At 60.0% G+C, this 25,953-nt stretch carries 22 protein-coding genes; 14 read left to right on the top strand and 8 right to left on the bottom strand.

Annotation, left to right across the window (positions count from 1 at the left end):
• Positions 1-106: 106 nt before the first annotated feature.
• The 6 genes from NQ519_RS15025 to NQ519_RS15000 form a co-directional block, all read right to left on the bottom strand.
• Positions 107-1,318: an ABC transporter permease gene (locus NQ519_RS15025; protein ID WP_026076435.1), complete on the bottom strand. Its 1,212-nt coding sequence runs from the start codon at positions 1,316-1,318 to the stop codon at positions 107-109.
• 1 nt (position 1,319) lies between these two features.
• Positions 1,320-2,498: an ABC transporter permease gene (locus tag NQ519_RS15020; RefSeq protein WP_019150336.1), complete on the bottom strand. Its 1,179-nt coding sequence runs from the start codon at positions 2,496-2,498 to the stop codon at positions 1,320-1,322.
• 3 nt (positions 2,499-2,501) lie between these two features.
• Positions 2,502-3,491 carry an HlyD family secretion protein gene (locus NQ519_RS15015; RefSeq protein ID WP_019150337.1) on the bottom strand — a complete coding sequence of 330 codons (990 nt, stop codon included), beginning with the start codon at positions 3,489-3,491 and terminating at the stop codon, positions 2,502-2,504.
• 12 nt (positions 3,492-3,503) lie between these two features.
• A complete protein-coding gene (locus tag NQ519_RS15010; protein WP_019150338.1) occupies positions 3,504-4,958 on the bottom strand; it encodes a TolC family protein in 1,455 nt (484 codons plus the stop codon).
• A gap of 110 nt (positions 4,959-5,068) precedes the next feature.
• Positions 5,069-6,145, bottom strand: a complete 1,077-nt coding sequence (locus tag NQ519_RS15005; RefSeq protein ID WP_019150339.1) for a dihydrofolate reductase family protein — start codon at positions 6,143-6,145, stop codon at positions 5,069-5,071.
• The gene (locus NQ519_RS15000) at positions 6,136-7,293 is read right to left on the bottom strand and encodes a metallophosphoesterase (RefSeq protein ID WP_019150340.1); all 1,158 of its coding nucleotides are present in this window, start codon (positions 7,291-7,293) and stop codon (positions 6,136-6,138) included. The genes NQ519_RS15005 and NQ519_RS15000 overlap by 10 nt, the downstream gene beginning before the upstream one ends.
• Positions 7,294-7,571: 278 nt before the next feature.
• Here NQ519_RS15000 and NQ519_RS14995 point away from each other — a divergent pair, with 278 nt between their 5' ends.
• Together NQ519_RS14995 and NQ519_RS14990 are read left to right on the top strand one after the other, a co-directional pair.
• Positions 7,572-8,909 (top strand): DcaP family trimeric outer membrane transporter, encoded by a 1,338-nt coding sequence (locus tag NQ519_RS14995; RefSeq protein WP_019150341.1) that lies wholly within the window; start codon positions 7,572-7,574, stop codon positions 8,907-8,909.
• 203 nt (positions 8,910-9,112) lie between these two features.
• Complete coding sequence (locus NQ519_RS14990; RefSeq protein WP_026076437.1) at positions 9,113-9,415, top strand: DUF4491 family protein; 303 nt, start codon at positions 9,113-9,115, stop codon at positions 9,413-9,415.
• 3 nt (positions 9,416-9,418) lie between these two features.
• On the opposite strand, the gene NQ519_RS14985 is transcribed toward NQ519_RS14990, so the two are convergent.
• Positions 9,419-10,333, bottom strand: coding sequence for an EamA family transporter (locus NQ519_RS14985; RefSeq protein ID WP_026076438.1), 915 nt, complete (start codon positions 10,331-10,333; stop codon positions 9,419-9,421).
• 37 nt (positions 10,334-10,370) lie between these two features.
• On the opposite strand from NQ519_RS14985, the gene NQ519_RS14980 reads away from it, so the two are divergent.
• The 10 genes from NQ519_RS14980 (at position 10,371) to NQ519_RS14935 (ending at position 21,313) form a co-directional block, all read left to right on the top strand.
• Complete coding sequence (locus NQ519_RS14980; protein ID WP_019150344.1) at positions 10,371-11,453, top strand: CapA family protein; 1,083 nt, start codon at positions 10,371-10,373, stop codon at positions 11,451-11,453.
• A gap of 111 nt (positions 11,454-11,564) precedes the next feature.
• A complete protein-coding gene (rbr, locus tag NQ519_RS14975; protein WP_019150345.1) occupies positions 11,565-12,143 on the top strand; it encodes a rubrerythrin in 579 nt (192 codons plus the stop codon).
• A gap of 180 nt (positions 12,144-12,323) precedes the next feature.
• Positions 12,324-13,445: a glycosyltransferase gene (locus NQ519_RS14970; protein WP_227901078.1), complete on the top strand. Its 1,122-nt coding sequence runs from the start codon at positions 12,324-12,326 to the stop codon at positions 13,443-13,445.
• 149 nt (positions 13,446-13,594) lie between these two features.
• Complete coding sequence (gene ettA / locus NQ519_RS14965; RefSeq protein WP_019150347.1) at positions 13,595-15,271, top strand: energy-dependent translational throttle protein EttA; 1,677 nt, start codon at positions 13,595-13,597, stop codon at positions 15,269-15,271.
• A gap of 39 nt (positions 15,272-15,310) precedes the next feature.
• Positions 15,311-16,651 carry a histidine--tRNA ligase gene (hisS, locus tag NQ519_RS14960; RefSeq protein ID WP_019150348.1) on the top strand — a complete coding sequence of 447 codons (1,341 nt, stop codon included), beginning with the start codon at positions 15,311-15,313 and terminating at the stop codon, positions 16,649-16,651.
• A 37-nt stretch (positions 16,652-16,688) separates the two neighbouring features.
• A complete protein-coding gene (locus NQ519_RS14955) occupies positions 16,689-18,260 on the top strand; it encodes a S41 family peptidase (protein WP_019150349.1) in 1,572 nt (523 codons plus the stop codon).
• A gap of 105 nt (positions 18,261-18,365) precedes the next feature.
• Positions 18,366-18,662, top strand: coding sequence for a DUF3276 family protein (locus NQ519_RS14950; RefSeq protein WP_019150350.1), 297 nt, complete (start codon positions 18,366-18,368; stop codon positions 18,660-18,662).
• 228 nt (positions 18,663-18,890) lie between these two features.
• The gene (locus tag NQ519_RS14945) at positions 18,891-19,832 is read left to right on the top strand and encodes a polyprenyl-phosphate transporter (RefSeq protein WP_026076441.1); all 942 of its coding nucleotides are present in this window, start codon (positions 18,891-18,893) and stop codon (positions 19,830-19,832) included.
• 3 nt (positions 19,833-19,835) lie between these two features.
• Positions 19,836-20,576: a shikimate dehydrogenase family protein gene (locus NQ519_RS14940; RefSeq protein ID WP_019150352.1), complete on the top strand. Its 741-nt coding sequence runs from the start codon at positions 19,836-19,838 to the stop codon at positions 20,574-20,576.
• Complete coding sequence (locus NQ519_RS14935) at positions 20,573-21,313, top strand: energy transducer TonB (protein ID WP_026076442.1); 741 nt, start codon at positions 20,573-20,575, stop codon at positions 21,311-21,313. The genes NQ519_RS14940 and NQ519_RS14935 overlap by 4 nt, the downstream gene beginning before the upstream one ends.
• A 99-nt stretch (positions 21,314-21,412) precedes the next feature.
• On the opposite strand, the gene NQ519_RS14930 is transcribed toward NQ519_RS14935, so the two are convergent.
• Positions 21,413-21,622, bottom strand: coding sequence for a putative signal transducing protein (locus NQ519_RS14930; RefSeq protein WP_019150354.1), 210 nt, complete (start codon positions 21,620-21,622; stop codon positions 21,413-21,415).
• Positions 21,623-21,780: 158 nt separating this feature from the next.
• On the opposite strand from NQ519_RS14930, the gene dnaE reads away from it, so the two are divergent.
• On the top strand, positions 21,781-25,593 hold the full coding sequence (gene dnaE, locus NQ519_RS14925) for a DNA polymerase III subunit alpha (protein WP_019150355.1): 3,813 nt from the start codon (positions 21,781-21,783) through the stop codon (positions 25,591-25,593).
• A 43-nt stretch (positions 25,594-25,636) separates the two neighbouring features.
• Entirely contained in the window at positions 25,637-25,951 is a 315-nt protein-coding gene (gene trxA / locus NQ519_RS14920; protein ID WP_019150356.1) for a thioredoxin, read from the top strand.
• The last annotated feature ends 2 nt before the right edge of the window (positions 25,952-25,953 follow it).

Raw genomic sequence — 25,953 nt, 5'->3', positions numbered from 1 at the left:
TGTTTGAGGATAGGCGCAGAACCGGATCGTTAGCGTGTACTTGCCCGTCGCCTCCTAAAACCCGTTTCTTGCGCGGGCGGCGGATTGTGTGATCTCCCCGTTGCTCTTAAACGGAACTCTTGGCTCTGTGTTCGCGGCGGATCACCTGATGAATGCCGATGCAGGCCAGCCCGCCGTAGACGACCGTGAGAATGACGAGCCACTTGATCTCGGCGAAGACCTCGGGGATCGTAGCCCCCATCGTTTGAATGCGGATGAAGCCGTTGACGCCGTGGCTGCTCGGGAACAGCTGTCCGAGGTTGAAAAGCCAGTCGGGAATGCCCTGCTGCGGATAGGACACGCCGCTGAGCATCAGTATCGGAATCGAAGTCCACAGCAACAGCAGCAGCGAGTTTTCGCGGTAGCGGAACAACGTCGAAACGGCGATTCCCATGGCGATGCAGGCCGCCAGATAGACCCCCATGAAGAGCATCACGGCTCCCGTCGTGCCGTTCATCGGGAAGTGGAACAGCCGGTAGTGAAGCCCGAGGATGTAGGTGCAGGTCACGGCGTAGATCAGTGCGTAGACCAGCCCGCGTCCCAGGACGATCGGCAGCGTCGACATCCGCCGCCGTCCTGCGGGGCAGAGTTTGTGGTAGAGTCCGAATTCGCGCCATGTGCCGCCGATCATGCCGATGCCGATGAGCATCGTCTGCTGGATGATGACCATGATGATGGCCGGCATGACGAACGTCCCGTAACCCAGATAGGGGTTGAAGAGGTTGTGCGACTGGTAGATCACGGGCTGGGTCGTGGCCTGCGCCTGCGGGATGTTGGCTCCCTTGGCGATCAGGCGCTGGAATTCGACCATCGCCCCCGTCTTGCCGATCGAGGTCACGACCTCCTGGAACACCTGCCGGTACATCAGAAAATAGCTGGCGTCGCAGTAGATCGCCACATTGGCCTGCTCGCCGCCGTAGAGCTTCTTTTCGTAGTCTGCGGGGATGTAGACCACGCCGTAGATCTTGCGGGCGTAAAACAACTCCCGGGCCTCCTCCATCGAGGTCGGCGTGTAGGCGACGTAGGTGTTGGGCCCGGCGTTGAAGGTGTCGATCAGACTGCGGCTGGTCGGCGTGCGGGATTCGTCCACCACGCCAATCGGCACGTTGCGCAGCACCTGCGAACCGTAGGCCAGCGAATAGGCCGTGGCGTAGATGATGAGCGCGAAAATCAGGATCAGCATGGCGCCGCCGTCCTTGAAGATCGTCTGGAACTCGTTGCGGATGACCGCCCCCAACTGCTTCCAATAGGAGGCCATCTGGTGTGTGAATCGACTCATACTATAACCTCCCCCAGAATTTTTCCTCCGTGCATACCTTTTTCAGACGCGGCAGGCAGAAGAGCGGTAAGACAATGAAGAGCATCATATATCCCAGATCGGGCAGCGAGTAGACCCACGGCGCTCCGCGAAGCATCTGATCGACGAAGATGTCGGTGTAGAACGTGAACGGGAAGATCTTGCTCACCCACTGCATCGGCTCCCACATGGCCATGATCGGGAACGTGAGTCCCGAGAAAGTGAACGCCAGCACCGAATATCCGCCGCCGATCGAGAGCGACAGCCGCAGATTGGCCAGCAGCGAGACGATCAGCACCGAGATCGACTGATAGCTGAGGATGAACAGCAGCGTGCCGATGAGAATGACTGTGAGACTGCCGTTCAGGGGCGTTCCCACGATCTTGAAATTGATCAGAAGCATCACCAGCGAGATCAGGAACATGATGGCCGTGATGGGCAGCACCTTGCCCAGCAGGGCTGCCCAGACGGAGCCGTTGCCCGCGGCCATCCATTCGCGGGCGGTCGCGTGTTTGAGTTCGGTGCCGATGGAGAAGATGGTCACCATCACCACGAAGATCATCAGCATCATGGGCATGAAGCTCGGCGAGAGATAGTATCCGTAGTTGATGTGGGGATTGAACAGCACGTGGCGGTCGAAACGCACGGGCATCAGCTGGGCCATGGCCTGCCGCTGGGTGAGCCCCTGCTTCATCAGCACCTGGAGCTGGACGCCGGCCGTGAAGGTCGTCACGGCGGTCTGAATGTCCTTCGACAACAGTCCGTTGACCGATATGTTGGTTCCCGATATGTAATTCTCCAGATGGGTCTGGCTGTTGCTCAGGATGTTCTTTTCGAAGAAGGCCGGGATCTGCACGATGGCTATGATCTTTCCTTCGCGCATCAGCCGCTCGCCCTCGTCCATCGACTGAATGTCGTATGCGACCATCGCCGTAGGCGTATCGTCGATCATCTGTGCGACCTTGCGCGAGAGCGTCGTATGGTCTTCGTCCAGCACGGCGATCGGGATGTTGCGTATCGCGCCCTTGTTGAACAGCAGGGCGAAGAATGCGAACGACACCACGGGCAGCACGACCATCAGCACGAAATACATCGGCTGATGGGTCAGCCTGTGCATTTCGCGCCGCATGACGGCTCCGGTATGGCTCAGGAATCCGGGCATCGCCTATCGTTCGATTTTGTCCCAGTCCACCAATACGCTCATTCCCGGACGCATGTGCGAGACCGGCGAAACGGGCTTGACCTTCACGGCGAAGGTGCGGATGTCGAATCCTCCCTGCGTGCGGGTCGCGGCCCACGTGGCGAAATCGGCCTGCGGGGAGATATACGTCACCTCGAACTCCACGTCGGCATCCAGCGCCGGCACGTATCCGTTCATGCGCATTCCCATCCGGATACCGGGCATCAGCGTCTCCTTGATGTTGAAAGTCACCCACATGTCGCTCATGTCGAGGATCGCCACCACGGGATAACCGCTGCCGACCAGCTCGCCCTGTTCGGCGATGATCGTCGAGATCTCTCCCGTGACGGGCGAGTAGACCATCGCGTCGCTGAGGTACGACTCGACCTCGCTGACGGCGCCTTCGGCCTGGCGGACACGCGCCGCTGCGGCCTCCTTGTCCTCCTTGCGGGCTCCGTCCGAGGCCAGGTCATACTGCGCTTTGGCGGCCTGCGCCGTCGCCTCCATTGCCTTGTAGTTGGCCGAGGCTTCGTCGAGCTTCTGGGCGGGCACCACCCCGTCGTTGTAGAGGTTCTGCACACGCTCGAAGGTCTTGCGTGCCAGTTCCAGCCCTGCCTGAGCCTTCTCCCACATGTTCAGCGCGGCCTCGATCTGCTGGATGCGCGCACCGGCTACGGCGGCGGCGTCCAGCGCCGCAGCGGCGCTCTTCACGGCCTCGGCCTGTTGGAGTTTGGCATCCAGTTCGGGCGTCGAGAGCGTGTAGAGCAGCTGCCCTTTCTCCACGCGGTCGCCCTCCTCGACCTTCATGTCGTCGATGCGTCCCGGGACCTTCGACGAGGCTTTGTAGGTGGTACACTCCACCGTTCCCTGAATCAGCGTCGGGGTACGTTTGGTGAGGTACCAGCTGATCAGTACGACCGAGAGAACGATGACCGCCGCGGCAGCCAGAATTCCGATTACGTTGCTTCGTTTCATAGCGTATGTTTTTTATTTTTTGTCAAAGAAAACGGGCTGCGCGTCATTGCGGCGCGCGTAGGCCGGAAATTCGTCGCTGATGCCCGCGGCTTCGAGCAGCTGGGCCAGCAGCAGGTCGTAGTTGTAGGCCGCTTGCAGGCGTTCGGTGCGGACTCCCGCAAGATTCAGTTCGGCGTCGATCAGGTCCGACGAGGAGCTCATGCCTTCGAGGAACGCGGCGTTCTTCATCCGCAGGTACTCTTCGGCGAATGCCAGCGAGGCGTCGATCGAGGTCATCTGGTTGCGGTAGTTCATCATCTGGTTGTAGAGCTTCTCCACCAGCACCGAAATATCCTTGCCGGCCTTGTTTTGCAACTCGCTCACGCGGCGCGCCGTCTGTTTGGCCGCCGAATATTTGTATTCGCGGTTCAGACCGTCGAAGATCTTGATGTTGACCCCCACGCCCACGGCCCAGCGGGGCACGAGCCCTGCGACCTGATAGTTGTAGAACGAGCCGCCGCCGATGGCCGCCACCTGCGGCAGGAAGTCGGCGCGCTGGACGCGCACGCCCTCCTCGGCCAGCTGGCGTTTGAGCGATACTTGGCTCAGCAGCGGGTTGCGGATCTGCGCGAGGTCCTGATAATAGTCCAGCTCCTCGACTTTCGAAAGGATGAACATCGACGTTACGGGCTGCCACTCGTTTTCGCGTCCCAGCGTGTTCGAAAGGGCGCTGGCGATGGTCGCGGCCTGCAATTCGGCATTGGCCAGCTCGCGTTCGGCTTCGGCCATCTTGAAAGCGACGTAGAGCCGTTCGCTTTGGGCGATCATGCCGTTCTTTTCGAGCGCAACGGCATCCTCCAGGTGTTTGCGCACGCCTTCGACCACCTGACGGCGCACCTCCACGACCTGCGTGGCGAGAGCCAGTCCGAAGTAGCGCTCCACCAGTTCCGAGATCAATGCGTTGCGGGTCTGGTTGCCCTGTTCCGCGGCGCTCTTCTCGTTGATCTTCGCGGCCCGGTTCGCGGCGTTGATCTTGCCGCCCATCCAGATCGGGAGCGTCACCTCGCCGCCCACGAAGCCCAGACTTCGGTCCTGCACTTTGAGGAACCAGTCGGCGTTCATCATCGGGTTCAGCAATCCCTGGATGCCCTGGATGATCGTCGGGTCGGTGATCAGCCCGCTGCCGAGGATTTTGCCCGTCAGGTCCTTGGCCGGACCTTTCATGTCGTTGAAATCGAATCCGATGTCCTTGGCCATGTAGGCATAGGCGCCCGTGACGTTTATCTGCGGCATGCGGAGGCCGATGGCCGCGCGGCGTTCCTGCTGGGCCGCGCGCTCCTCGTAGGCGGCGGCCTTCATCGCGGGGTTCTCCGTGAGGGTGACGGAGATCGCCTCGTCGAGCGAGAGCATCCGGCGCTCTCCCTGCGCCAGTGCGAGCGCCGGAACCATCGCCGCCGCCACGAAGGCGATCTTGACTGCTTTTCTCATAGCTTTATTCGTTTATGGAGCAAATATAGATGTTCTTCCGATATATTCGACAGTCCATATGTCATTTAGGACATTTATAGACCTTTATGGACACAAAATGAGCCGAATTGTCATTGCAGATGGGCGTTGGCCTCGCGGACACCGCCCGCCAGCGAGGGATACGCCCGCACCTCGACGCCCGCTTCGCGCAGGGTCTGCGCCCCGCGGCAGCGGACGAAACGGTCGGGTTCGTACAGCGCGAAGACCACGCGGGCGAAGCCGTGGCGCAGGATCAGCTGCGTGCAGCTTTCGGGCTCGCTGCTGCGCCGGGAGCACGGTTCCATCGAGGAGTAGATCGTGGCACCGCGCAGCTCGGCGCCGGCGTCGAGTGCCTTGCGGACGGCCTCCTGCTCGGCGTGGTGCGTGGGCGAAGTTTCGTGGGTGTGGCCTGTGAACGTGCGTCCGTCGGGCAGTACGACCACGGCTCCCACACAGTAGGAAGTGGCACTCGGCGTACACAGACGCCCTGCGGCGACCGCCTGAGCCAGATAGCCCAGGTCTTCGGCCGAGGTGTCGGGCCGCAGCACGCAGGTCGTGACCTCCATGCCGTCCACCTCCTCGTGCCGGCATTCGGCGCCCGGCGGAGGCGTGAACACGAACCGCGCTCCTCCCCTTTCGGGTCCGAGCGTCAGCCGCGGATTGACTGCCCGGCGCACTTCGTCGGCCATCCCTTCGGCGAGGAACATGCCGAGCATCTGCGCACCGCCCTCGACCAGCAAATTGCCGACACCGCGTTTCTCCAGCTCGGTGACGATCCCGGCGGCCGTAATTGAACCGTCGGTCGAGATAACCTCCGCAACTCCGTTCAGTTCCGGAATTTCCGTCGGCGAGAACACGTAGCGGTCGGCATCCCCTTCGGTGAAAAACCGCAGCTCCGGGGAGATTCGTCCCGAGCGCGTGACGGTCACTTTCGTCAGGTCGGGCCGCAGCCCCGAAGCTGCCCGGCGTGCGCGGGCCGCGGGGTCGCGCAGGAGCAGCGCCGGATTGTCGCGTCGCAACGTTTCGGCCCCGACGAGGATGGCGTCGTGCGCAGCCCGCAGTTGCAGCACCGCCTCCCAGTCCCCGGGAGTGGACAGAATGAGCCGTTCCGGCGTGTTGTCGTCCAGATAACCGTCGGCCGTCGTGGCAAAGGATAGTGTTACTCGCATCGCTTCAAGGTAAAGAGGGTGACTTCGGGCCATGCGCCCAGTCGCATGGGGTATGCAACATATCCCGTGCCGTCGTTGACATAAAGTGTGCGTCCGTCCGCATCGTAGCGTCCGCTCCAATGTTCGTAGATCCAGGATGCGGGCGACCATCCGCGCCCCCACGGGCGGATTTTGAACTGCATGGAATGGACGTGTCCCGAGAGGGTCAGATCGCCGTGACCCGTTTCGAGAATCTGCCCCCAGAGCTGCGGCAGGTGGACCAGTGTGATGTTGAAGAGCGAATCGGGAACGCCCGCATAAGCCCGTCCGAGCGCCGGAGCCGGAAGATTGCGGTCGTGGCGGCGGTCACGCAGCGCGGGGTCGAACGAAATCCCCGTGAGCGAGATGCTGTCTGTGCCGCGCCGCAGGTAGACGGTCGTGTCTTCCAGCACGCGCCACCCCATCGAACGCTGGCGGGCGACCACCTCGCGGGCCTGAACGGCGGCCGGAAAGCGCACCGAATCCTTGATATAGGTGCCTACGTCATGGTTGCCCGTCACCGACCAGACGGGGCCTTCGATCTGCCGCAGAAGCGTTCGCGTGCGTTCGTCGAGCTCCTCGGCACGGATGTTCACGAGGTCGCCCGTGAAGAATACCGCGTCGGGATGCTGGGAGTTGATACACTCCGCGAGGCGTGCGAGGTCGTGTTCGGGCCGGACGATCGTGCCCACGTGGATGTCGCTGATCTGCACGAACCGGTAGCTGTCGAACGCCTCGGGAATGCGGTCGGAGCAGATTTCGACTTCGCTCACGCGGATCGACGTGCGGCCCCACGTCGCGCCCCAGAGGAAGAAGAGCGTGAGGCCCGCGGCGACGGCATAACCCGTGCGGCGCAGGTGCAGGAAATTGAAGACGTAGAACGCCAGGCGCGGCAGTACGGTGACGATCCATCCCCAGAACAGCCACATATAAAGATACATCAGTCCCGTGCCGTTGTCGGGGCTGAGGACGTTGATGACCGACGAAACGAGCGGCAGGGCATCCGTCGCGGCGGCCCATGCGATCAGGGCCTTGCGCCGCGAAACATGCCGGTGCCGGTTGCGCCGGAAATGGATGAAATCCGCAACAATGGCTGTCAGGGCGAGGAGAAACATCGACAGAAAAAGCATATACCTTAATATATTTATTCGGGGACAAAGATACGCATAAGCGAGGGTAAGAGCAAACGTGTTTGCATTTTTAGCGCGCGGAAGTGTCTGAGGCGGAGCCAAAGAGGCGCAGAAGCGGATAGAAAACGGCCGGACGAACCGTTCGCCCCTAAATCCGGCGTCTTGCGCCGGCGGGTTGGCATGTAAGTTGCGGAAACGGCGGCTGGGTATTGACACTCCGAACAGGAGCAAAAACATTAAAAACCAAATTCATTCAGCTTATGAAAACTTTTCGACTTTTGATTGTAGCTCTGCTGCTTGCGGGTACGGCGTCGGCTCAGCGGTTCGAACGCAGGGCCATGCGCGGCGAATATTCGCCGACGGTCTACCTGATCTCCGTGCGCGAGGTGGACACCCTCTACAACTACGATCCCGCCGCATTGCGGCAGGCTGCGGCGCTCAACCGGATGTCCATGGACAATGCCACGCAGGACTATATCGACACCCACCGCCCCGGCTTCCAGCAGGTCGAGAAACCGCAGTTCGTCTTCGCCACGAAGAACAACCGCTTCTCGTTCTCGCTGGGCGGCTTCGTCAGCCTCCGTGCGGGATACGATTTCGACGGCATCGTCGATAACATCGACTTCGTGACCTACGACATCCCCGTCCACGGCAATTACAACACGAAACAGAAATTGATGATGGACGCTTCGACCTCGCGGATCTTCATGAAGGCCATCACCAACACCCAGGCGCTGGGCCGCGTGGTGATCTTCATGGACGCCGACTTCCGCGGAGGTGCCGAGGGCAGTTATACGCCCTGTGTGCGTTCGGCTTACGTGTCGTTCCTGGGCCTCACGCTGGGACGCGACGTGACGACCTTCTGCGACCTTTCGGCAGCCCCCACGACCATCGACTTCCAAGGCCCCAACGCCTATAACTTCAACTTCGCCACGCTGATTCGCTACGAATACGCCTTTGCGGACAACCACCTCAAGTTCGGAATCGCCGCTGAGCTCCCCGAGGTGAGCGCCACCTACGGCGACAATTTCAAGCCCATGCACCAGCGCGTGCCCGACGTTCCGATGTATTTCCAGTATGCGTGGGGCGCCGACCGCAGCAGCCACATCCGCGCTTCGGGCGTGCTGCGCAATCCCTATATGTATAAAGTGTCGAAGGACTCCAATACCTCGCTGCTGGGCTGGGGCGTGCAGTTCAGCGGCACGATCAAGGTCTGCAAGCCCCTGCGCCTCTTCATGAACGGCGTCTACGGCGAAGGCATCACGCCTTATATTCAGGATCTGACGGGTTCGGGACTCGACTTCACGCCCAATCCCGAGGACCCCTCGCTCGTGCGCATGATGCCGATGTGGGGCTGGCAGGCCGCCGCGCAGATCAACCTGACCCGCCGGCTGTTCATCTCGGGCGGTTACTCGACGGTCCGCGTGCAGCGCAGCCACGGCTACTACACCGACGATCAGTACAAGCAGGGACAGTATATCTTCGGCAATGTCTTCTACTCGCTCACCCCGCGCTGCAAGGTGGCCGGCGAATACCTCTACGGTTCGCGCAAGGACATGAACAACGACAAGGGACACGCCAACCGTGTGAACGTGATGTTGCAGTATAATTTCTGAACGCCGGCCTGACGGCTTGCGTACAGGCGGTTCCTTTTCGGGAGCCGCTTTTTTTTGACCGCCTATTTTACTATCTTTGTTCCCGGACCGACTGGGACGTGTTTCGCCGGCTGGCTGCCCTTCCCGCTTTCGGGCTGCGCAGTTACCGGCGTTCCTCCGACCGCGATCCGAGTGTCGGACCCGATTCAAAACAATGGTGCAATATGGAATTTTTAGCGCAATACAATCTCACCGGCATCGTCATCGGCGTTGCCACTTTCCTGATAATCGGCATTTTCCATCCGCTGGTCATCAAAGGCGAATACTGGTTCGGCGTAAAGATCTGGTGGCTGTTCCTTGTGATGGGCGTCGCCGCCGTCATCGGTTCGATCGCCGTGCGGCATCTCCTCTGGTCCACGCTGCTGGCCGTGTGGGGCGCCTCGTCGCTTTGGTCTATCGGCGAGTTGTTCGAACAGCGCAAGCGCGTGGCCAAAGGCTGGTTCCCCAAAAATCCCAACCGGAAATAAGGGTCACTCCTGCGGCTGCGTCGGGATATCAGCCGGAGGTGCGGGCGGCGTATGGTGCGTTTGTAGAATGACGATGATCACGGCCGTGATCACGAGGATCAGCCCCGCCGCGGCGTCGAGGTCGAACCGCTCGCCGAAGTGCACCACCCCGACCAGCACGGCCGTCAGCGGCTCCATCGACCCGAGGATCGAGGTCATCGTGGGCCCGATGTGCCGGATGGCCTGCACGAGGGTGTAGTTCGACAGCACCGTGGGCAGGAGCGCCAACAACAGCAGGCTGCGCCACGTCGGCCACGTGTGGACTACCCCGAGTCCCGAGGTCGAGAGGGCGTAGACCAGGAAGATCGCTGCCGAAAAGGTCAGCACGTAGAAGGCCACGACCAGCGGATCGAGTATTGCGGTGCGGCTTTTCATCACCCCTATTATGTAGACGGCATAGGTCACGACGGTCATTCCGGCGAAAGCCAGTCCGCGCGCGGGGGCCCGATGTCCGGCATCGCCCCACGCCAGCAGGGCCACGCCCACCAGCGAGATGAAGATGGCGACGACGATCCACACCGAGCTGCGTTCGCGGAAAAAGAGCGCCATGACGATCGCCACCACCAGCGGATAGAGGAAATTGACGGTCGTGGCCACTCCGCTCGGGATATAATCGTAAGAGCGCAGCAATCCCAGCGACGTGGCGGCATACATCACGGCCAGCAATCCCAGCACGGCGGCGTCACGGCCCGAAATGCGGAGGTTGCGGTGTGTGACGAGCGCCACGAGGCCCATCATCGCCGCTGAGAGCAGCATCCGGTAGAAGAGTATCGCCGGGGAGGCCATGCCGGCTTGCAGCAGCGGAATCGAAAACAGCGGGATGAGTCCGAATGTCGCCGAGGAGACGACGGCGTAAATTATACCTTTGAAATTGCGCATCGACATTTTTTTAGCGTAACTTTGCACCGCAATTATCATGCGAGTCCGTCGGATACATATTCTGGCCGCCGTGGTCTTCGTCGCGGTCTGCTGCACGCCTGCGGGAGGTCCCGCGCGGCGCGATTGGCCGCAGCCTGCGGGCTGGACGGGGCCGGGGCAGGTTCCGCCGCCCCAGCGGATGAAGCTGTGGTTCGGAGGAGACGTGATGCAGCACATGCCGCAGGTCGAGGCGGCGCGGTGCGGAGAACGGTTCGACTATCGGCCCGTCTTCGCGGCTCTTGCGCCCCGGATGCGGGCGGCAGACCTCACGGTCGTGAATCTCGAAACCACCCTCACCCGCCGCGGCCGTTACACGGGTTACCCGCTGTTCCGGTCGCCGGTGGCGCTGGCCGACGCCTTGCGCGATGCGGGTGTGGATGTCGCCGTGCTGGCCAACAACCATTGCTGCGACGGAGGCGCCGAAGGCATCCGCACGACGGTAGCCGAACTGGACCGCTGCGGAATACTCCATACGGGCGTATTCGCGGACAGCGCTGACTACAAGAAGAATAATCCGCTTTACTTGAACCGTTGCGGCATGCGGCTGGCGATCGTCAACTATACCTACGGCACCAACGGCATGCCCGTTCCCGCGGGCACGATCGTCAATCTCATCGACACCGTGCGCATGGCCGCGGACCTGGCCGAAGCCCGGGCCTCCGGGGTCGATTTCATCGTCGCCTGCCTCCATTGGGGCAATGAGTACGAGCGTCGGGAGAACGTCGGACAACGAAGTCTGGCCGCATTTTTGCGTCGCAACGGCGTCGGTGTGGTGGTCGGAAGCCATCCGCACGTCGTGCAGCCCTGGAGGGCCGATTCGTCGCATGTGGTGCTTTACTCGCTGGGCAATCTGGTTTCGAACCAGCGGCGGCGTTACACCGACGGAGGACTGGTGGCTGCCGTCGAAGCCGTCCGCCATGCCGACGGACGCATGGACTACCGGCTTGAGACCGCTCCCGTGTGGGTCGCGCTGCCCGGCTACCGCATCCTGCCGCCCGAGGCCGCCGACACGATGGCGCTGCCCGCAGCCTACGGCGTCTTCCGTGCCGACGTGGACGCACTGGCGGGAAACGACCTATAAGTAAACCGAATAGTCCTATCGAAAGAAACGATGGCTATTTCTTGGAGATTGTTTCGGGAAATCGTTATCTTTGTAACAGTAAAAACGCACACACTTAAAACATTATAGATTATGGAAAAGAGCATCAAAGGTACCCGTACCGAACAGAATCTGCTGAAAGCCTTCGCCGGCGAAAGCCAGGCCCGCAGCCGTTATGTCTTTTTCGCCAGCAAGGCCAAGAAAGAGGGTTACGAGCAGATCGCAGGTGTCTTCGCCGAGACTGCCGAGCAGGAGAAGGAGCACGCCGAGCGTTTCTTCAAGTTCCTCGAGGGCGGCGACGTGGAGATCACGGCCAGCTACCCCACCGGCCCCATCGGCACGACGGCCGAAAACCTGCTGGCTGCCGCCAAGGGCGAGAACGAGGAATGGGATGTCCTCTACCGCGAATTCGGTCGCGTAGCCGAGGAGGAGGGATTCACCGAAATAGCCACCGCATTCAAGATGATTTCGACGGTGGAGGCCGAGCACGAGCGCCGCTATCTGAAACTGCTGAGCCGCCTGACGGACGGCAATTTCTTCAAGCGCGACGGCAAAATCTGGTGGCAGTGCCGCAACTGCGGTTTCGTCATCGAGGCCGAGGAGGCTCCGAAGCTCTGCCCCGCTTGCAAGCACCCGCAGGCTTATTTCGAGCCCAAGAAAGAGAACTATTAGGCCGGACGATCCGTGCCTTGCGACAAAAGTGGAATCCTTTAGATTCCACTTTTGTCGCTTTTCGCTGCTTTTCGAAATGAAATCACAATATTTTTTCTATTTTTGTCGAATCATGAAAAATATTGCATTCATTCACGAAGGATACCCTTTGGGCGGAGCCGAGAAAGTAACATCGGACCTGTGCGCCTATTTTGTGGGGGGGGGAAATACAAGCCCTGCATTTTTGTAAAGAATTTTCATAAAGAGTTTTCAGGCGGACCTGCGAAAGTGGAGACCGTTCAACTGCCGCAGGAATTGCCATTCCAGTCCGAAGCGATGGCATATTGGATCGTCCGGCACATTTTGGAGTTGTCCATTGACATTCTGGTCGTTTCGGTTCAACCGCTGGAATATATGGATATGATTCGCAAGGAGACTGGAAACCGATGCAAATTCATATATTATCATCACGGATGTCCGTTGTGGGAGGTGGCGAATGATTTGGCGGTCAAGCAGTGCAGAGCGGAAATGAGCGGTTCGTGGCTGAAGATTCTGGAATGGCATCTGCTCCGCAAACCCAAAGAGACTTTGTTCAGACCTATTGCACGGCACTATAAGGATTTATGCCGCCGGGTTTACGCCTCGACGGATCTCTATCTCGTGTTATGCGAAGAATATCGCCGCCGGATCGAGCGGATTGTAAGGGTCTCCCCAACTGATTCGAAGGTTCGGGCATTGACCAATCCGCTCACCGAGCGTCCTGTCCCCGAATTGCAAAAGCGCAAGGAGGTGCTGTATGTCGGTCGGTTGAGCTATGCCGATAAACGTGTCGATAGGCTGTTGAGAATTTGGCGCAGAGTCGAGGCTGATTTTCCCGACTGGGAATTGAAAATCGTCGGCGACGGTAGTGAACGCGCGAATCTCGAACGGCAGGCTGTGAAGTCCGGATTGCAAAGGGTGCGTTTTTGCGGTCATTCGACCTGCGTGGAGGTGCATTACGCCACAGGCGCAATTTTGTGTATGACTTCTTCATTCGAAGGGTGGCCCTTGGTGTTGATCGAAGCGCAGGCCGCGGGTGTGGTGCCGATTGCATTCGCGTGTTCCGGAGGTGTTCGCCGCATCGTGGGCAGCGACCGCCGTAAGGGAATTTTGGTTGCGCCGTTCGATGAAAAACAGTATGCCGCGGAGTTGGCTGCGCTGATGCGCGACGAGGCGCTGCGCTGTTCGATGCAACCGGCAATGATCGCCTCGGTTTCCGATTTTTCACTGGAGAGCATCGGACAGGAGTGGGACCGAATGCTCGGTGAACTGACCGGCGAATAGAACCCCAAATCCCAAGGAAGAAACCCGGAAAAGGAGTGTGCTCCCCTTTCGGGTTTCTTTCATTAAATATCCGGCTCCGGAGACCCGAAAATCCGGATTTTCGTTGTATCTTTGCGAGAATTCAGATTTCGAACGATTCAAATACAGATATGGCAGACGAAAAAATCATCTTTTCGATGGTCGGCGTAAGCAAGACCTTCACCAACCAGAAACGGGTGCTCAACAACATCTACCTTTCATTTTTCTACGGTGCCAAGATCGGCATCATCGGTCTGAACGGTTCGGGAAAATCGACCCTGATGAAGATCATCGCCGGCATCGACAAGAATTTCGAGGGCGAAGTGGTCTTTTCGCCCGGCTACACGGTGGGCTATCTCGAACAGGAGCCCAAACTCGACGATGCCAAGACGGTCCGCGAGGTCGTCGAAGAGGGCTGCGCGGCGACGGTGGCTCTATTGAAAGAGTACGAGGAGATCAATATGAAGCTGTGCGAGCCGCTGGACGACGATGCGATGGCCAAGTTGATCGAGCGTCAGGGCGAGCTGTACGAGAAGATCGACCAGTGCAACGGCTGGGAGCTGGACAGCGTGCTGGAGCGTGCGATGGACGCCCTGCGGTGTCCCGATCCCGACGAGCCGGTGACGCACCTGTCGGGCGGTGAGCGCCGCCGCGTGGCTCTTTGCCGCCTGCTGTTGCAGCAGCCCGACGTACTGCTGCTCGACGAGCCCACCAACCACCTCGACGCCGAGTCGATCGACTGGCTGGAACAGCACCTGCAACAATACAAGGGTACGGTGATCGCCGTGACCCACGACCGCTATTTCCTCGACAATGTCGCCGGATGGATTCTCGAACTCGACCGCGGCGAGGGCATTCCCTGGAAGGGCAACTATTCGGGCTGGCTCGATCAGAAGACCACCCGCATGGCTATGGAGGAAAAGCAGGAGTCGAAGCGCCGCAAGACCCTCGAACGCGAGCTGGAGTGGGTGCGCATGTCGCCCTCGGGCCGCCACGCCAAGTCGAAGGCCCGTCTGTCGGCCTATGACAAGCTGATGAACGAGGACACGAAGCAGAAAGAGGAAAAACTCGAAATATTCATCCCGAACGGTCCGCGTCTGGGCGACGTGGTGATCGAGGCGCACGACGTTTCGAAAGCCTTCGGCGACCGCGTGCTGTACGAGGGGTTGGAATTTTCGCTGCCCCCGGCCGGCATCGTGGGCGTCATCGGCCCCAACGGTACGGGCAAAACCACCCTCTTCCGGATGATCATGGGCCTCGAAGAGCCCACGAGCGGTTCGTTCCGCGTGGGTCCCACGGTGAAACTGGCCTATGTGGACCAGCAGCACAAGTCGATCGACCCCGAAAAGACGGTCTTCGAGGTGATTTCGGGCGGTCTGGATCTGATGACGCTGGGCAACCGGCAGGTCAACGCCCGCGCCTATGTGGCCCGTTTCAATTTCTCGGGTGCCGATCAGGAGAAGAAGTGCGGCATGCTGTCGGGCGGCGAGCGCAACCGTCTCCACCTGGCCCTCGCCCTGAAAGAGGAGGGCAACGTGCTGCTGCTGGACGAGCCGACCAACGACATCGACGTGAACACGCTGCGGGCGCTGGAGGAAGGTCTTGAAAATTTCGCCGGATGCGCCGTCGTCATTTCGCACGACCGCTGGTTCCTCGACCGTATCGCCACGCACATCCTTTCGTTCGAGGGCGACTCGAAGGTGGTCTTCTACGAGGGGTCCTACTCGGAGTACGAGGCGTGGAAGAAGGCTCAGGGCGGCGACACGCAGCCCCACCGGGTGAAATACAAAAAACTGATCGCCGATTAGTTGAAAAATTAAGAATGAAATATTAAAAATTGTTTTTGCATGCAAAAACCGTCTATTCCCAAGGGCACGCGCGATTTCTCCCCGGCGGAGATGATGCGCCGCCAGTATATTTTCGATACAATCCGCCGCGTCTTCCGCGCCTACGGATTCGCACCGCTCGAAACCCCCTCGATGGAGAACCTCTCGACCCTGCTGGGCAAGTACGGCGACGAGGGCGACAAGCTCCTGTTCAAGATTCTCAATTCGGGCGACTACGCCGCCGGACTGTCGGACGAGGAGGTTCGCTCCGCGTCGAAAATCTGCGAAAAGGGGCTGCGCTACGACCTTACGGTGCCTTTCGCCCGTTACGTCGTACAGCATCAGGGCGAACTGACGTTCCCTTTCAAACGCTATCAGATTCAGCCCGTGTGGCGCGCCGACCGTCCCCAGAAGGGCCGTTACCGCGAATTTTACCAGTGCGACGTCGATGTGATCGGCACGCGCTCGTTGCTGTGCGAAGTCGAGCTGGTGGAGATCGTCGAGCGGGTCTTCAAGGCGCTGGGCATCCGCGTGGCGCTGAAGATGAACAACCGCAAGATTCTTTTCGGTATCGCCGAGGCCATCGGCCACGCCGACAAGATGATGGACATCACCATCGCCATCGACAAGTTGGAAAAGATCGGACTGGACAATGTGAAGGCCGAACTGATGGAGCGCGGATTGGGGCAGGAAGCCGTCGGAAAACTTCAACCGATACTCGAATTGAGCGGCGATAATGCGCAAAAGCTCAATCAGCTGAAAGATGTGCTTTCCGTGTCGGAAACGGGCATGAAAGGTATTGCGGAGATGGAAACCGTTCTGGGCTATGTGGAGCGGCTGGGCATCGACCTGACGGTCGAACTGGACCTTTCGCTGGCACGCGGTTTGAACTACTACACCGGTGCGATCTTCGAGGTCAAGGCGCTCGATTTCGCCATCGGTTCGATCTGCGGCGGAGGCCGTTACGATGACCTGACGGGCATTTTCGGCATGCCCAACACCTCGGGCGTGGGCATCTCGTTCGGCGCGGACCGCATCTACGACGTGATGACGGGGCTGAACCTCTTCCCCGAAGAGGTCAACTGCTCGACCCGCGTGCTGTTCGTGAACCTCGGCGCCGAGGAGGAGGCCGCCGTGCTGCCCATTCTGCGCACGCTGCGCGGAGAGGGGATCGCATCGGAGATTTACCCCGAGGCGGGCAAGATGAAGAAGCAGATGGAGTATGCCAACCGCCGCGGCATCCCCTACGTGGTGATCGTGGGATCGCAGGAGCTCGAAGCCCGGGCCGCAACCGTCAAGGACATGCGCACGGGCGAACAGCAGCAGGTGCCTTTCGACCGGGTCGCCGACTTTGTAAAATAATCCCGGCCCCTCCGCGGGCCGACAAACGAATCGCAGCATGCGCCGATTACTCGTCATACTCGCCGTTCTCTGCGTTCTGCCCCTCACGGCGCAGAATGCGGATGACGCGCAGCAGTTTCAGAAACTCGCACAGGTTTTCCGCTACCTTTCGGGACTTTATGTCGATGAAGTGGATATGAAACCCGTCGTCGAGGGGGCCATTGCGGGCATGCTCGAAGAGCTGGACCCCCACTCGGCCTACATCGGCGCTGAGGAGATGAAGGGCGTGCAGGAGAGTTTCGACGGGGAGTTCAGCGGCATAGGCGTCGAGTTCAACGTGTTGCGTGACTCGGTCATCGTCGTGAACACCATTGCCGGAGGACCTGCCGAGCGGGTCGGCGTGCGCGCCAACGACCGCATCGTACGCATCGACACGCTCGATGCCGTGGGCATGGGGCGCGCCGACGTGCCGAAATACCTGCGCGGGAAGAGCGGCACGAAGGTCGAAATCGACGTTGTCCGCCACGGCACCCCCGGACGGTTGCATTTCGTGATCGTGCGCGACAAAATTCCGCTGAATACCGTCGATGCCGCCTACATGGCCGGCGACGGCATCGGATATATCAAGGTCAACCGCTTCGGCCGCACCACGATGAACGAATTCACGGACGCCTACCGCAAGCTGGGCGAGCCGCGGAGTCTGATTCTCGACCTGCGGGGCAACGGCGGCGGACTGCTGGAACAGGCCGTCGAGATGGCGGGATTCTTCCTGCCGCGCGGCGCCGCGATCGTCTCCACCGAGGGACGCGCCGTGCCGGCGATGACGTTCCGCGCCCAAAGCGACGGCACGGACCTCAAAGGACGCCTCGCGGTGCTGATCGACGAAGCCTCGGCGTCGGCGTCGGAGATCGTCGCAGGGGCTGTGCAGGATTGGGACCGGGGTGTCGTCGTGGGCCGTCCGAGCTTCGGCAAAGGGCTGGTGCAGCGGCAGATCGGGCTGCCCGACGGTTCGGCCGTGCGCATCACCGTGGCCCGTTATCACACCCCGTCGGGGCGCGTCATCCAGCGTCCTTACGAGCAGGGCAAACGCCGCGAATATTACCTCGACCACCTGCGCCGCTACGACGATGCCACGCGCGACTCGCTCGACGCCGGGGCTCCGGCCTACCGCACGCTGCGCACGGGCCGCACGGTCTACGGGAGCGGCGGCATCCGTCCGGATGTGCTTGTCGAGGCCGATACGACGGGATTTTCGGATTACTATGCCGAGCTGATCCGCCGGGGCATCGTGGCCGATTTCGTCGGCGACTGGCTCGACCGTTCGCGCGACAGTCTGTCGCGTCTCTACCCCGCTTTCGAAGCCTTCGACGCCGGATACACCCCCTCGGACACCGTTCTCGACGGTCTCGCACGGCTCGGCAGCGAGCGCGGCGTGAAGTTCGACGCTGCGGGATTCGCCGTTTCGGAACCCGTCATGCGGGCCCAGCTCAAAGCCCTCGCCGCACAGCGTCTGTTCGGGACCGGAGCCTATTTCCGGGTCGTCAATCCCGCCCTGAGTCCGGCCTACGCCCGGGCGTTGTCCATTCTCGAAGCGTGGGACGAACTGGGGGCTCCCGTGCTGGAACCCTGAAAATAGTACTGTAAGTATTTGGAGGTTTGCGATTTTTTGTGTAAATTCGTTATACAACCGACGAATTCGCATCAAGTGTAAGACTAACCCTCAAAAACCGACTCCATGCTACCCCAAGTTCAGGTCCGCCGCGAAGGCGAGGACTACGCCGATCAGATTCTGTCCAAGGCCGTGAAAGCGGGCCGGCGCACCTATTTCTTCGATGTCAGAGCCACGCGCGGCGACGATTATTTCCTGACCATCACCGAGAGCCGCAAGATCACGGGGCCCGACGGCTCGGCGACCTACGACCGCCACAAGATATTCCTGTACAAGGAGGACTTTACGAAATTCGCCGAGGGATTCAACGAGGTCGTCGAATTCATCCGCCGCACCAAAGGGATTCCCGAGCCGGAGAAATGATCCCGCACCGGGTTACTGAATGATGAAATTCCCGGACGCGTATCGGCGTCCGGAGATTTTTCATATCCTTAATATTATTTGTCGGAAAGACCGGGTGCGATTCGTTTTTTCATCCGTTCTGCTTTTTGTTATTAGACAGGCTGCGCCTCGGCAAAATGCACGTAAACTTGCTTTTGCGCTCGGCTTGCACTATCTTTGTGCTTAAATCAAAAACACGCAGACAGATTTATGAAATTTTCCCGGTACATCGTACTTGCGCTCAAAGGGTGCGCTATGGGTATGGCCGATGTCGTTCCCGGCGTTTCGGGCGGCACGATCGCTTTTATATCAGGTATTTACGAGGAGCTGCTCGATTCGATCCGCAGCGTTGATGCCACGGCTCTCAGGCTGCTGCTCCGCTTCCGTCTGGCCGAGTTCTGGCGCCATATCAACGGCCGCTTCCTGCTGCCCGTGCTGCTGGGCATCGCCGTTGCGATCTTCTCGCTGGCGCGGCTGATGACCTATCTGCTTACGAACCACCCCATTGCCATCTGGTCGTTTTTCTTCGGACTGATCGTGGCTTCGGCGCTGCTCGTCGCCAGACAGATCGGCCGCTGGGATTGGCGGACTGTGCTGGCTTTCGTCGTCGGGGCCGCCGCGGCGTGGTGGATCACCGTCGCAACGCCCGCCGAAACGCCTGACGATTGGTGGTTCGTGATGCTCTCGGGCGCCATTGCCATCTGCGCCATGATTCTCCCCGGCATCTCGGGAGCTTTCATCCTGTTGCTGCTGGGCAAATACCAGTATATCATGCACGCTGTCGGGGAGTTCGATATTCCCGTCATCGCGGTTTTCGTGATCGGAGCCGCTGCGGGCATCATCTCGTTTTCGCATCTGCTGTCGTGGCTGCTCAAACATTGGCACGACGTTACGGTGGCCGTGCTGATGGGTTTCATGGTCGGGTCGCTCAACAAGGTGTGGCCGTGGAAGGAGACCGTGGAGACCTATCTCGACAGCCACGGCGTCGCGCAGCCGCTCGTGCAGAACAACATCGCCCCCGGAACTTTCGAACAGCTCACGGGGCAACCCTCGCTGCTCGTGCAGGCTATTCTGCTCGGCATCGTGGGATTTCTGGTCATTTACGGCATCGAGCTCGTCGCCCGCATGATCGTCAAAAAACAGGAGGAATAGACCATGCGGCGTTTCGGATTGATCGGCCGTCCGTTGGGCCATTCGGCCTCGGCGGCCTACTTCACGGAAAAATTTTCCCGGGAGGGATTGGGCGATTGCGAATACGCCCTCTACGAACTGCCCTCGATCGGGGAGCTGCCCGCTCTGTTGGAGCGTCTGCCCGAGCTTTGCGGACTGAACGTCACGATTCCCTACAAACGCGAGGTGATGGCCTTTCTGGATGCCGTGTCGCCCGAGGCGCAGGCCATCGGGGCCGTCAACTGCATCCGTCGTGCGGCGGACGGAAGCCTCACGGGCTACAACACCGACATCGTCGGCCTGCGGGCCGCACTGGACGAACTGCTGGGCGGCGAACAGCCTTCGTCGGCGCTGATTCTCGGCACGGGAGGCGCTTCGCAGGCCGTGCAGTACGCCCTTGCCGAACGCGACATTCCCTTCGCGCTGGTTTCGCGCGACGCATCGAAAGGCAATAACACCTATGACAACTTGCCGTGTGAAGTCGTGGAGGAGAGTCGGTTGATCGTCAACGCCTCGCCCGTCGGCACCTATCCCCGCGTCGATGACGCCCCGCGCATCCCCTACGGCTACGTCACGCCGGAGCACTATATGCTGGATCTGGTGTACAATCCGTCCCTGACGCAGTTTCTCGCCTACGGGCAGCAGCGCGGGGCCCATGTGCTGAACGGCCGGACGATGTTCGTCGGGCAGGCCGAAGCGGCATGGCGAATCTGGAACGAACGATGAAAATGAAATTGTTGCTTGCCGCTCTGTTTGCGGCTCTCTGGACCGGGGCTTTCGCCCAGCAAGAGTTGACGCCGCCCAAATTCAATGGTGCGGACGTGGAGTATTTCATGCGCCGCCTCGTGGGCGAGTTCGAAAAGGTCGCCGTGGAGCGGCGGATTCCCGCCGCCGAGATCTCGATGCGCGTAGCGGTGGCGTTCAAAGTGGACAGCACGGGCGGCGTCAGCGAATGGCGGTTCCGCGACAACGCTTCCGAGGGGCGTGACCGCACGGATCTTCCGCCCGCCAGCGAAGCGACCCGCGGGGCGATGACCGAGGCGTTTTCGCACCTCGAAGGCTGGATGCCTGCGGTGGATGCCGCGGGCCGCAAGGTCGATTATACGCTGCGGCTGACGCTGCGCCTGCCGGTCGAGAAGATCGTCCGCATGCAGGACCCCGATCCCCTGCTTTTCCAGGGCGAGGACCCGAATACCAATTTCTTCGAGTGGGTGCGCACGCGCGTGCGTTACGACGACCGGTTCAGGAATGTCGGCGGCGTGGTTCACGTCCGCTTCTACGTCGAGCCCGACGGTAAGATCACCATCGGCGATGTCATCGAATCGCCCGACGAGCGTCTTACGAAGGAGGTGATCCGCGTGATCCGCAACAGCCGGGGCGAATGGACGCCCCGCAAGGTTCGCGGTGTACCCCAGCGCACGGCCTACCAGTTCCGCTGCAATTACATCCCCGAAAGCCACTGACCGGCTTCTAAGCCGGTTTTAGGGGCGGCCGACGGTTCCGGCGCTATCCGATCATATAAAAAGGCTTCACCGCAATCGTGAAGCCTTTTCTTTATTCCCTTACCTGTGGCGCAGCATCGTGCGGGCCTTTTCGAAGTCTTCCTCGCGGACGACGACTTGGGCGGGCATGGTGCCGATCGGATAGATGGCCGACATGTATTCGTTGCGGATCATGGACCAGATGCCGGCGCTGTCGAGCATCGACTTGGTGATTTCGGCCTCTGTGATGGTGTTGTACTCCGCCAGTACAACCAGCGTGTCGTCTTGCATAATTTTCCGGTTTTGGTTGGATATCTAAAGTTAAGCATTTTGTTGATAAAATGCAAGAGTCCTGCCATAGAAATTACCGGAAAAAAGGCTACCTTTGCAAAAGGATAAACCTCCTGCCTGGATAGGCTTATACTATCTATATTAACAGCGACGCAGCTATGACGCAATTCGTACATCTTCACGTACATACCCAATATTCGATTCTCGACGGACAGGCCAGCATCCAGCGGCTCGTGGACAAGGCCATGAACGACGGTCAGCCCGGCATCGCCGTGACGGATCACGGCGACATGTTCGGTATCAAGGAGTTCTACAACTACGTCAAGAAGGTCAAGGGCAAATTCAAGGACAAAGCCGCCGAATGCGAGGCCCGGATCGCCGCCCTCAAAGACGGTACGGAGGCTTCGGCGGACCCCGCTGCGGAGATCGCCAAGTGCGAGAGGCAGTTGGAGGAGCTGCGCCGCAAGCTGGCTTTCAAGCCCATCATCGGCTGCGAGGTCTACGTGGCGCGCCGCCGGCTGCACGACAAGGAGGGAAAGCCCGACCAGAGCGGTTATCACCTGATCCTGCTGGCCAAAAACCTCAAGGGCTATCACAACCTGATAAAGATCGTTTCGAAAGCGTGGACCGAGGGTTTCTACATGCGTCCGCGAACGGACCGCGTGGAGCTGGAGAAGTACCACGAGGGGCTGATCTGCTGTTCGGCCTGTCTGGCCGGCGAGGTGCCGCGCGCCATCACGGCGAACGACCTCGAAAAGGCCGAGGAGTCGATCTTGTGGCACAAAAAAGTTTTCGGCGACGATTACTATCTCGAATTGCAGCTGCACAAAGCCACCGTCGAGCGGGCCAACCACGAAGCCTACCCCATGCAGCTGCATGTGAACAAACACCTGCGCGAACTGGCCGCGAAGCACAACGTGCGGATGGTCTGCACCAACGACGTGCACTTCGTGGACGAGGATAACGCCGAGGCGCACGACCGTCTGATCTGCCTCTCGACGGGCAAGGACCTCGACGACCCCAAGCGCATGCTCTACTCCAAGCAGGAGTGGCTGAAAACGACGGCCGAGATGGCTGCGATCTTCGGCGAAACCGACCCCGAGGCGATGGCGACGACCGTGGACATCTGCAATCAGGTCGAGTGCTATTCGATCGACCATGCGCCGATCATGCCCAACTTCGAGATCCCCAAGGAGTTCGGCACCGAGGAGGAGTACCGCGCTCGGCTCACGGAGCAGGACCTCTTCGAGGAATTCACGCGCGACGAGAACGGCAATGTGGTGATGTCGGAGGAGGAAGGCCGCAAAAAGATCGAAAAACTGGGCGGGTACGACAAGTTGTACCGCATCAAGTTCGAGGCTGACTACCTCGCCAAACTGACGATGGAGGGCGCACACAGGCGCTACGGCGAACATCTGACCGAGGAGCAGGAAGAGCGGCTGCGGTTCGAGCTGCACATTATGAAGACGATGGGTTTCCCGGGCTACTTCCTCATCGTGCAGGACTTTATCCGCGCCGCACGCGAGGAACTGGACGTTTCGGTGGGACCGGGCCGTGGCTCGGCCGCAGGTTCGGCCGTGGCCTACTGTCTCGGCATCACGCAGATCGACCCCATCGCCTACGACCTGCTGTTCGAACGTTTCCTGAACCCCGACCGTATTTCGCTTCCCGATATCGACGTGGACTTCGACGACGACGGCCGCGGCCGCGTGCTGAACTGGGTGACGCAGAAATACGGCAAGGAGAAGGTGGCGCACATCATCACCTACGGCACGATGGCCACAAAACTGGCCATCAAGGACGTTGCGCGCGTGCAGAAACTCCTGCTCTCGGAGTCGGACCGCCTCTGCAAGCTGGTTCCCGACAAGATTCCGGACAAGAAGCTCAATTTGCAGAACGCCATCGACTATGTGCCCGAACTGAAAGCCGCCGAGCAGTCGGACGACCCCGTGGTGAGGGACACGATCCGCTATGCCAAGATGCTCGAAGGCAACGTCCGCAACACGGGCGTGCACGCCTGCGGTACGATCATCTGCCGCGACGACATCACCGACTGGGTGCCCGTCTCGACGGCCGACGACAAGGAGACCGGCGAAAAGATGCTCGTCACGCAGTATGAAGGCTCGGTGATCGAGGACACGGGACTTATCAAGATGGACTTCCTGGGGCTGAAGACCCTTTCGATCATCAAGGACGCCGTGGAGAACGTCCGCCTGACCAAGGGCGTGAAGATCGACATCGACGATTTCACGATCATCAACGACCCGGCGACCTACAAGCTCTACGGCGAGGGCCGCACCGTCGGAACGTTCCAGTTCGAGTCCGCGGGCATGCAGAAGTACCTGCGCGAATTGCAGCCCTCGACCTTCGAGGACCTGATTGCGATGAACGCCCTCTACCGTCCGGGCCCGATGGACTACATCCCGGACTTCATCGCCCGCAAGCACGGCCGCAGCCCCATCGAGTACGATATTCCGGTGATGGAGAAGTACCTGAAAGACACCTACGGCATCACGGTCTATCAGGAGCAGGTCATGTTGCTGTCGCGTCTGTTGGCCAACTTCACCCGCGGCGAGTCGGACACGCTGCGCAAGGCTATGGGTAAGAAGCTCAAAGACAAGCTGGACCACCTCAAACCCAAGTTCATCGAGGGCGGCAAGAAAAACGGCCACGACCCGAAGGTGCTCGAAAAGATATGGGCCGACTGGGAGAAATTCGCCTCCTATGCGTTCAACAAATCGCACGCCACGTGCTATTCGTGGGTGGCCTACCAGACCGCCTATCTCAAAGCCAACTACCCTTCGGAGTACATGGCTGCGGTGCTGAGCCGAAACCTCACGAACATCGAGCAGCTGACGCTTTACATGAACGAGTGCAAGCGCATGGGAATCAGTGTGCTGGGGCCCGACATCAACGAGTCGATGCGGCAGTTCTCGGCCAACCTGGCCGGCGATGTCCGTTTCGGACTGGCCGCCGTGAAGGGCGTCGGAGAGGCTGCCGTGGAGAGCATCATCGCCGAACGCAAGGCCAACGGTCCGTTCAAGGATGTCTACGACTTCATCGAGCGGGTGAACTACTCGCTGGTCAACCGCAAATGTCTCGAAAACCTCGCCTACGCAGGAGCTTTCGACTCGATCTCGGATTTCTCGCGCTGCAAGTTCTTCGGCGTGGATGCCCGCGACGCCAACGGCATCACCTTCATCGAACAGCTGATGCGCTACGGACAGCGGTTCCAGACCGAGCAGAACAACGCCCAGCAAAGCCTGTTCGGCGGCGAGGGACATGTGGACATTCAGCGTCCGGTGCTTCCGGCCTGCGCCGAATGGAGCCAGCTGGAGAAGCTCACGAAGGAGCGCGAGATGGTGGGACTCTACCTCTCGGCGCACCCGCTGGACGACTACAAAGTCATCATCGACCACATGTGCAAGACCCAGCTCTCGGAACTGGAGAATCTCGACGCCATCAAGGGGCAGGAGATCGCCGTGGCGGGAATGGTCGTGAGCGTGCAGAACCTGATGACCAAGACCGGCAAGCCGTGGGGCAAGTTCAAGTTGGAGGATTACAACGGCTCCCACGAATTCGCCCTCTTCGGCAAGGATTACGAGAATTTCCGCAAATACCTCTTCGCGGACTACTTCCTCTTTATCCGCGGCAAGGTCCAGCCCAAGCCCTACAACGACAAGGAGCTGGAGTTCAAGATCACCTCGATGGTCCAGTTGCAGGAGATGCGCGACACGATGATCAAGGAGATGGTCGTGCTGCTGCCGGTCGAGGATGTGACGGAGATGCTGATCCGCGATCTGACAGCGAAGGTCCGCGAGTCGAAGGGCGACACGCTGCTGCGTCTGAGCGTCTACGACCGCGAAGCGCAGGTTTCGCTGCGCCTCTTCTCGAAGAGCCACAAGGTGAGCCTCACGCAGTCTTTGGTCGGATATTTGGAGGACAACAACATCAACTATTCAATCGCATAGAACCGTATATCAATCTATTATAATCAACAAAAAACACAAAGCAATGGCATTGGCAATCAACAAAGAGAATTTCGAAGGGCTGCTCGCAGGCGACCAGCCGGTAGTCATCGACTTCTGGGCCGAATGGTGCGGTCCCTGCCGCACGATGTCGCCCATCGTGGACGAACTGGCCGCCGAATACGACGGCAAAGCGGTCATCGGCAAATGCGATGTCGAGGAAAACGACGATATCACGATGAAGTACGGCGTGAGGAACATCCCGACGATCATCTTCCTCAAAGGCGGCGAAGTCGTTGACAAGCAGGTGGGCGCCTGCTCGAAGGACGCCCTGAAAGCGAAGATCGAAAAACTGTTCTGAGG

Origin of the sequence: Alistipes senegalensis JC50 (assembly GCF_025145645.1) — a bacterium.
GTDB lineage: Bacteria > Bacteroidota > Bacteroidia > Bacteroidales > Rikenellaceae > Alistipes > Alistipes senegalensis.
The sequence above is the reverse complement of the archived record's forward strand: the minus strand, read 5'-3'. Positions and strand labels throughout refer to the sequence as shown.

Coding starts and splice junctions, on each gene's coding strand:
- NQ519_RS15025 (WP_026076435.1), bottom strand. CDS start 1,318: ATGAGTCGATTCACACACCAGATGGCCTCCTATTGGAAGCAGTTGGGG.
- NQ519_RS15020 (WP_019150336.1), bottom strand. CDS start 2,498: ATGCCCGGATTCCTGAGCCATACCGGAGCCGTCATGCGGCGCGAAATG.
- NQ519_RS15015 (WP_019150337.1), bottom strand. CDS start 3,491: ATGAAACGAAGCAACGTAATCGGAATTCTGGCTGCCGCGGCGGTCATC.
- NQ519_RS15010 (WP_019150338.1), bottom strand. CDS start 4,958: ATGAGAAAAGCAGTCAAGATCGCCTTCGTGGCGGCGGCGATGGTTCCG.
- NQ519_RS15005 (WP_019150339.1), bottom strand. CDS start 6,145: ATGCGAGTAACACTATCCTTTGCCACGACGGCCGACGGTTATCTGGAC.
- NQ519_RS15000 (WP_019150340.1), bottom strand. CDS start 7,293: ATGCTTTTTCTGTCGATGTTTCTCCTCGCCCTGACAGCCATTGTTGCG.
- NQ519_RS14990 (WP_026076437.1), top strand. CDS start 9,113: ATGGAATTTTTAGCGCAATACAATCTCACCGGCATCGTCATCGGCGTT.
- NQ519_RS14985 (WP_026076438.1), bottom strand. CDS start 10,333: ATGCGCAATTTCAAAGGTATAATTTACGCCGTCGTCTCCTCGGCGACA.
- NQ519_RS14980 (WP_019150344.1), top strand. CDS start 10,371: ATGCGAGTCCGTCGGATACATATTCTGGCCGCCGTGGTCTTCGTCGCG.
- rbr (WP_019150345.1), top strand. CDS start 11,565: ATGGAAAAGAGCATCAAAGGTACCCGTACCGAACAGAATCTGCTGAAA.
- ettA (WP_019150347.1), top strand. CDS start 13,595: ATGGCAGACGAAAAAATCATCTTTTCGATGGTCGGCGTAAGCAAGACC.
- hisS (WP_019150348.1), top strand. CDS start 15,311: ATGCAAAAACCGTCTATTCCCAAGGGCACGCGCGATTTCTCCCCGGCG.
- NQ519_RS14955 (WP_019150349.1), top strand. CDS start 16,689: ATGCGCCGATTACTCGTCATACTCGCCGTTCTCTGCGTTCTGCCCCTC.
- NQ519_RS14950 (WP_019150350.1), top strand. CDS start 18,366: ATGCTACCCCAAGTTCAGGTCCGCCGCGAAGGCGAGGACTACGCCGAT.
- NQ519_RS14945 (WP_026076441.1), top strand. CDS start 18,891: ATGAAATTTTCCCGGTACATCGTACTTGCGCTCAAAGGGTGCGCTATG.
- NQ519_RS14940 (WP_019150352.1), top strand. CDS start 19,836: ATGCGGCGTTTCGGATTGATCGGCCGTCCGTTGGGCCATTCGGCCTCG.
- NQ519_RS14935 (WP_026076442.1), top strand. CDS start 20,573: ATGAAAATGAAATTGTTGCTTGCCGCTCTGTTTGCGGCTCTCTGGACC.
- NQ519_RS14930 (WP_019150354.1), bottom strand. CDS start 21,622: ATGCAAGACGACACGCTGGTTGTACTGGCGGAGTACAACACCATCACA.
- dnaE (WP_019150355.1), top strand. CDS start 21,781: ATGACGCAATTCGTACATCTTCACGTACATACCCAATATTCGATTCTC.
- trxA (WP_019150356.1), top strand. CDS start 25,637: ATGGCATTGGCAATCAACAAAGAGAATTTCGAAGGGCTGCTCGCAGGC.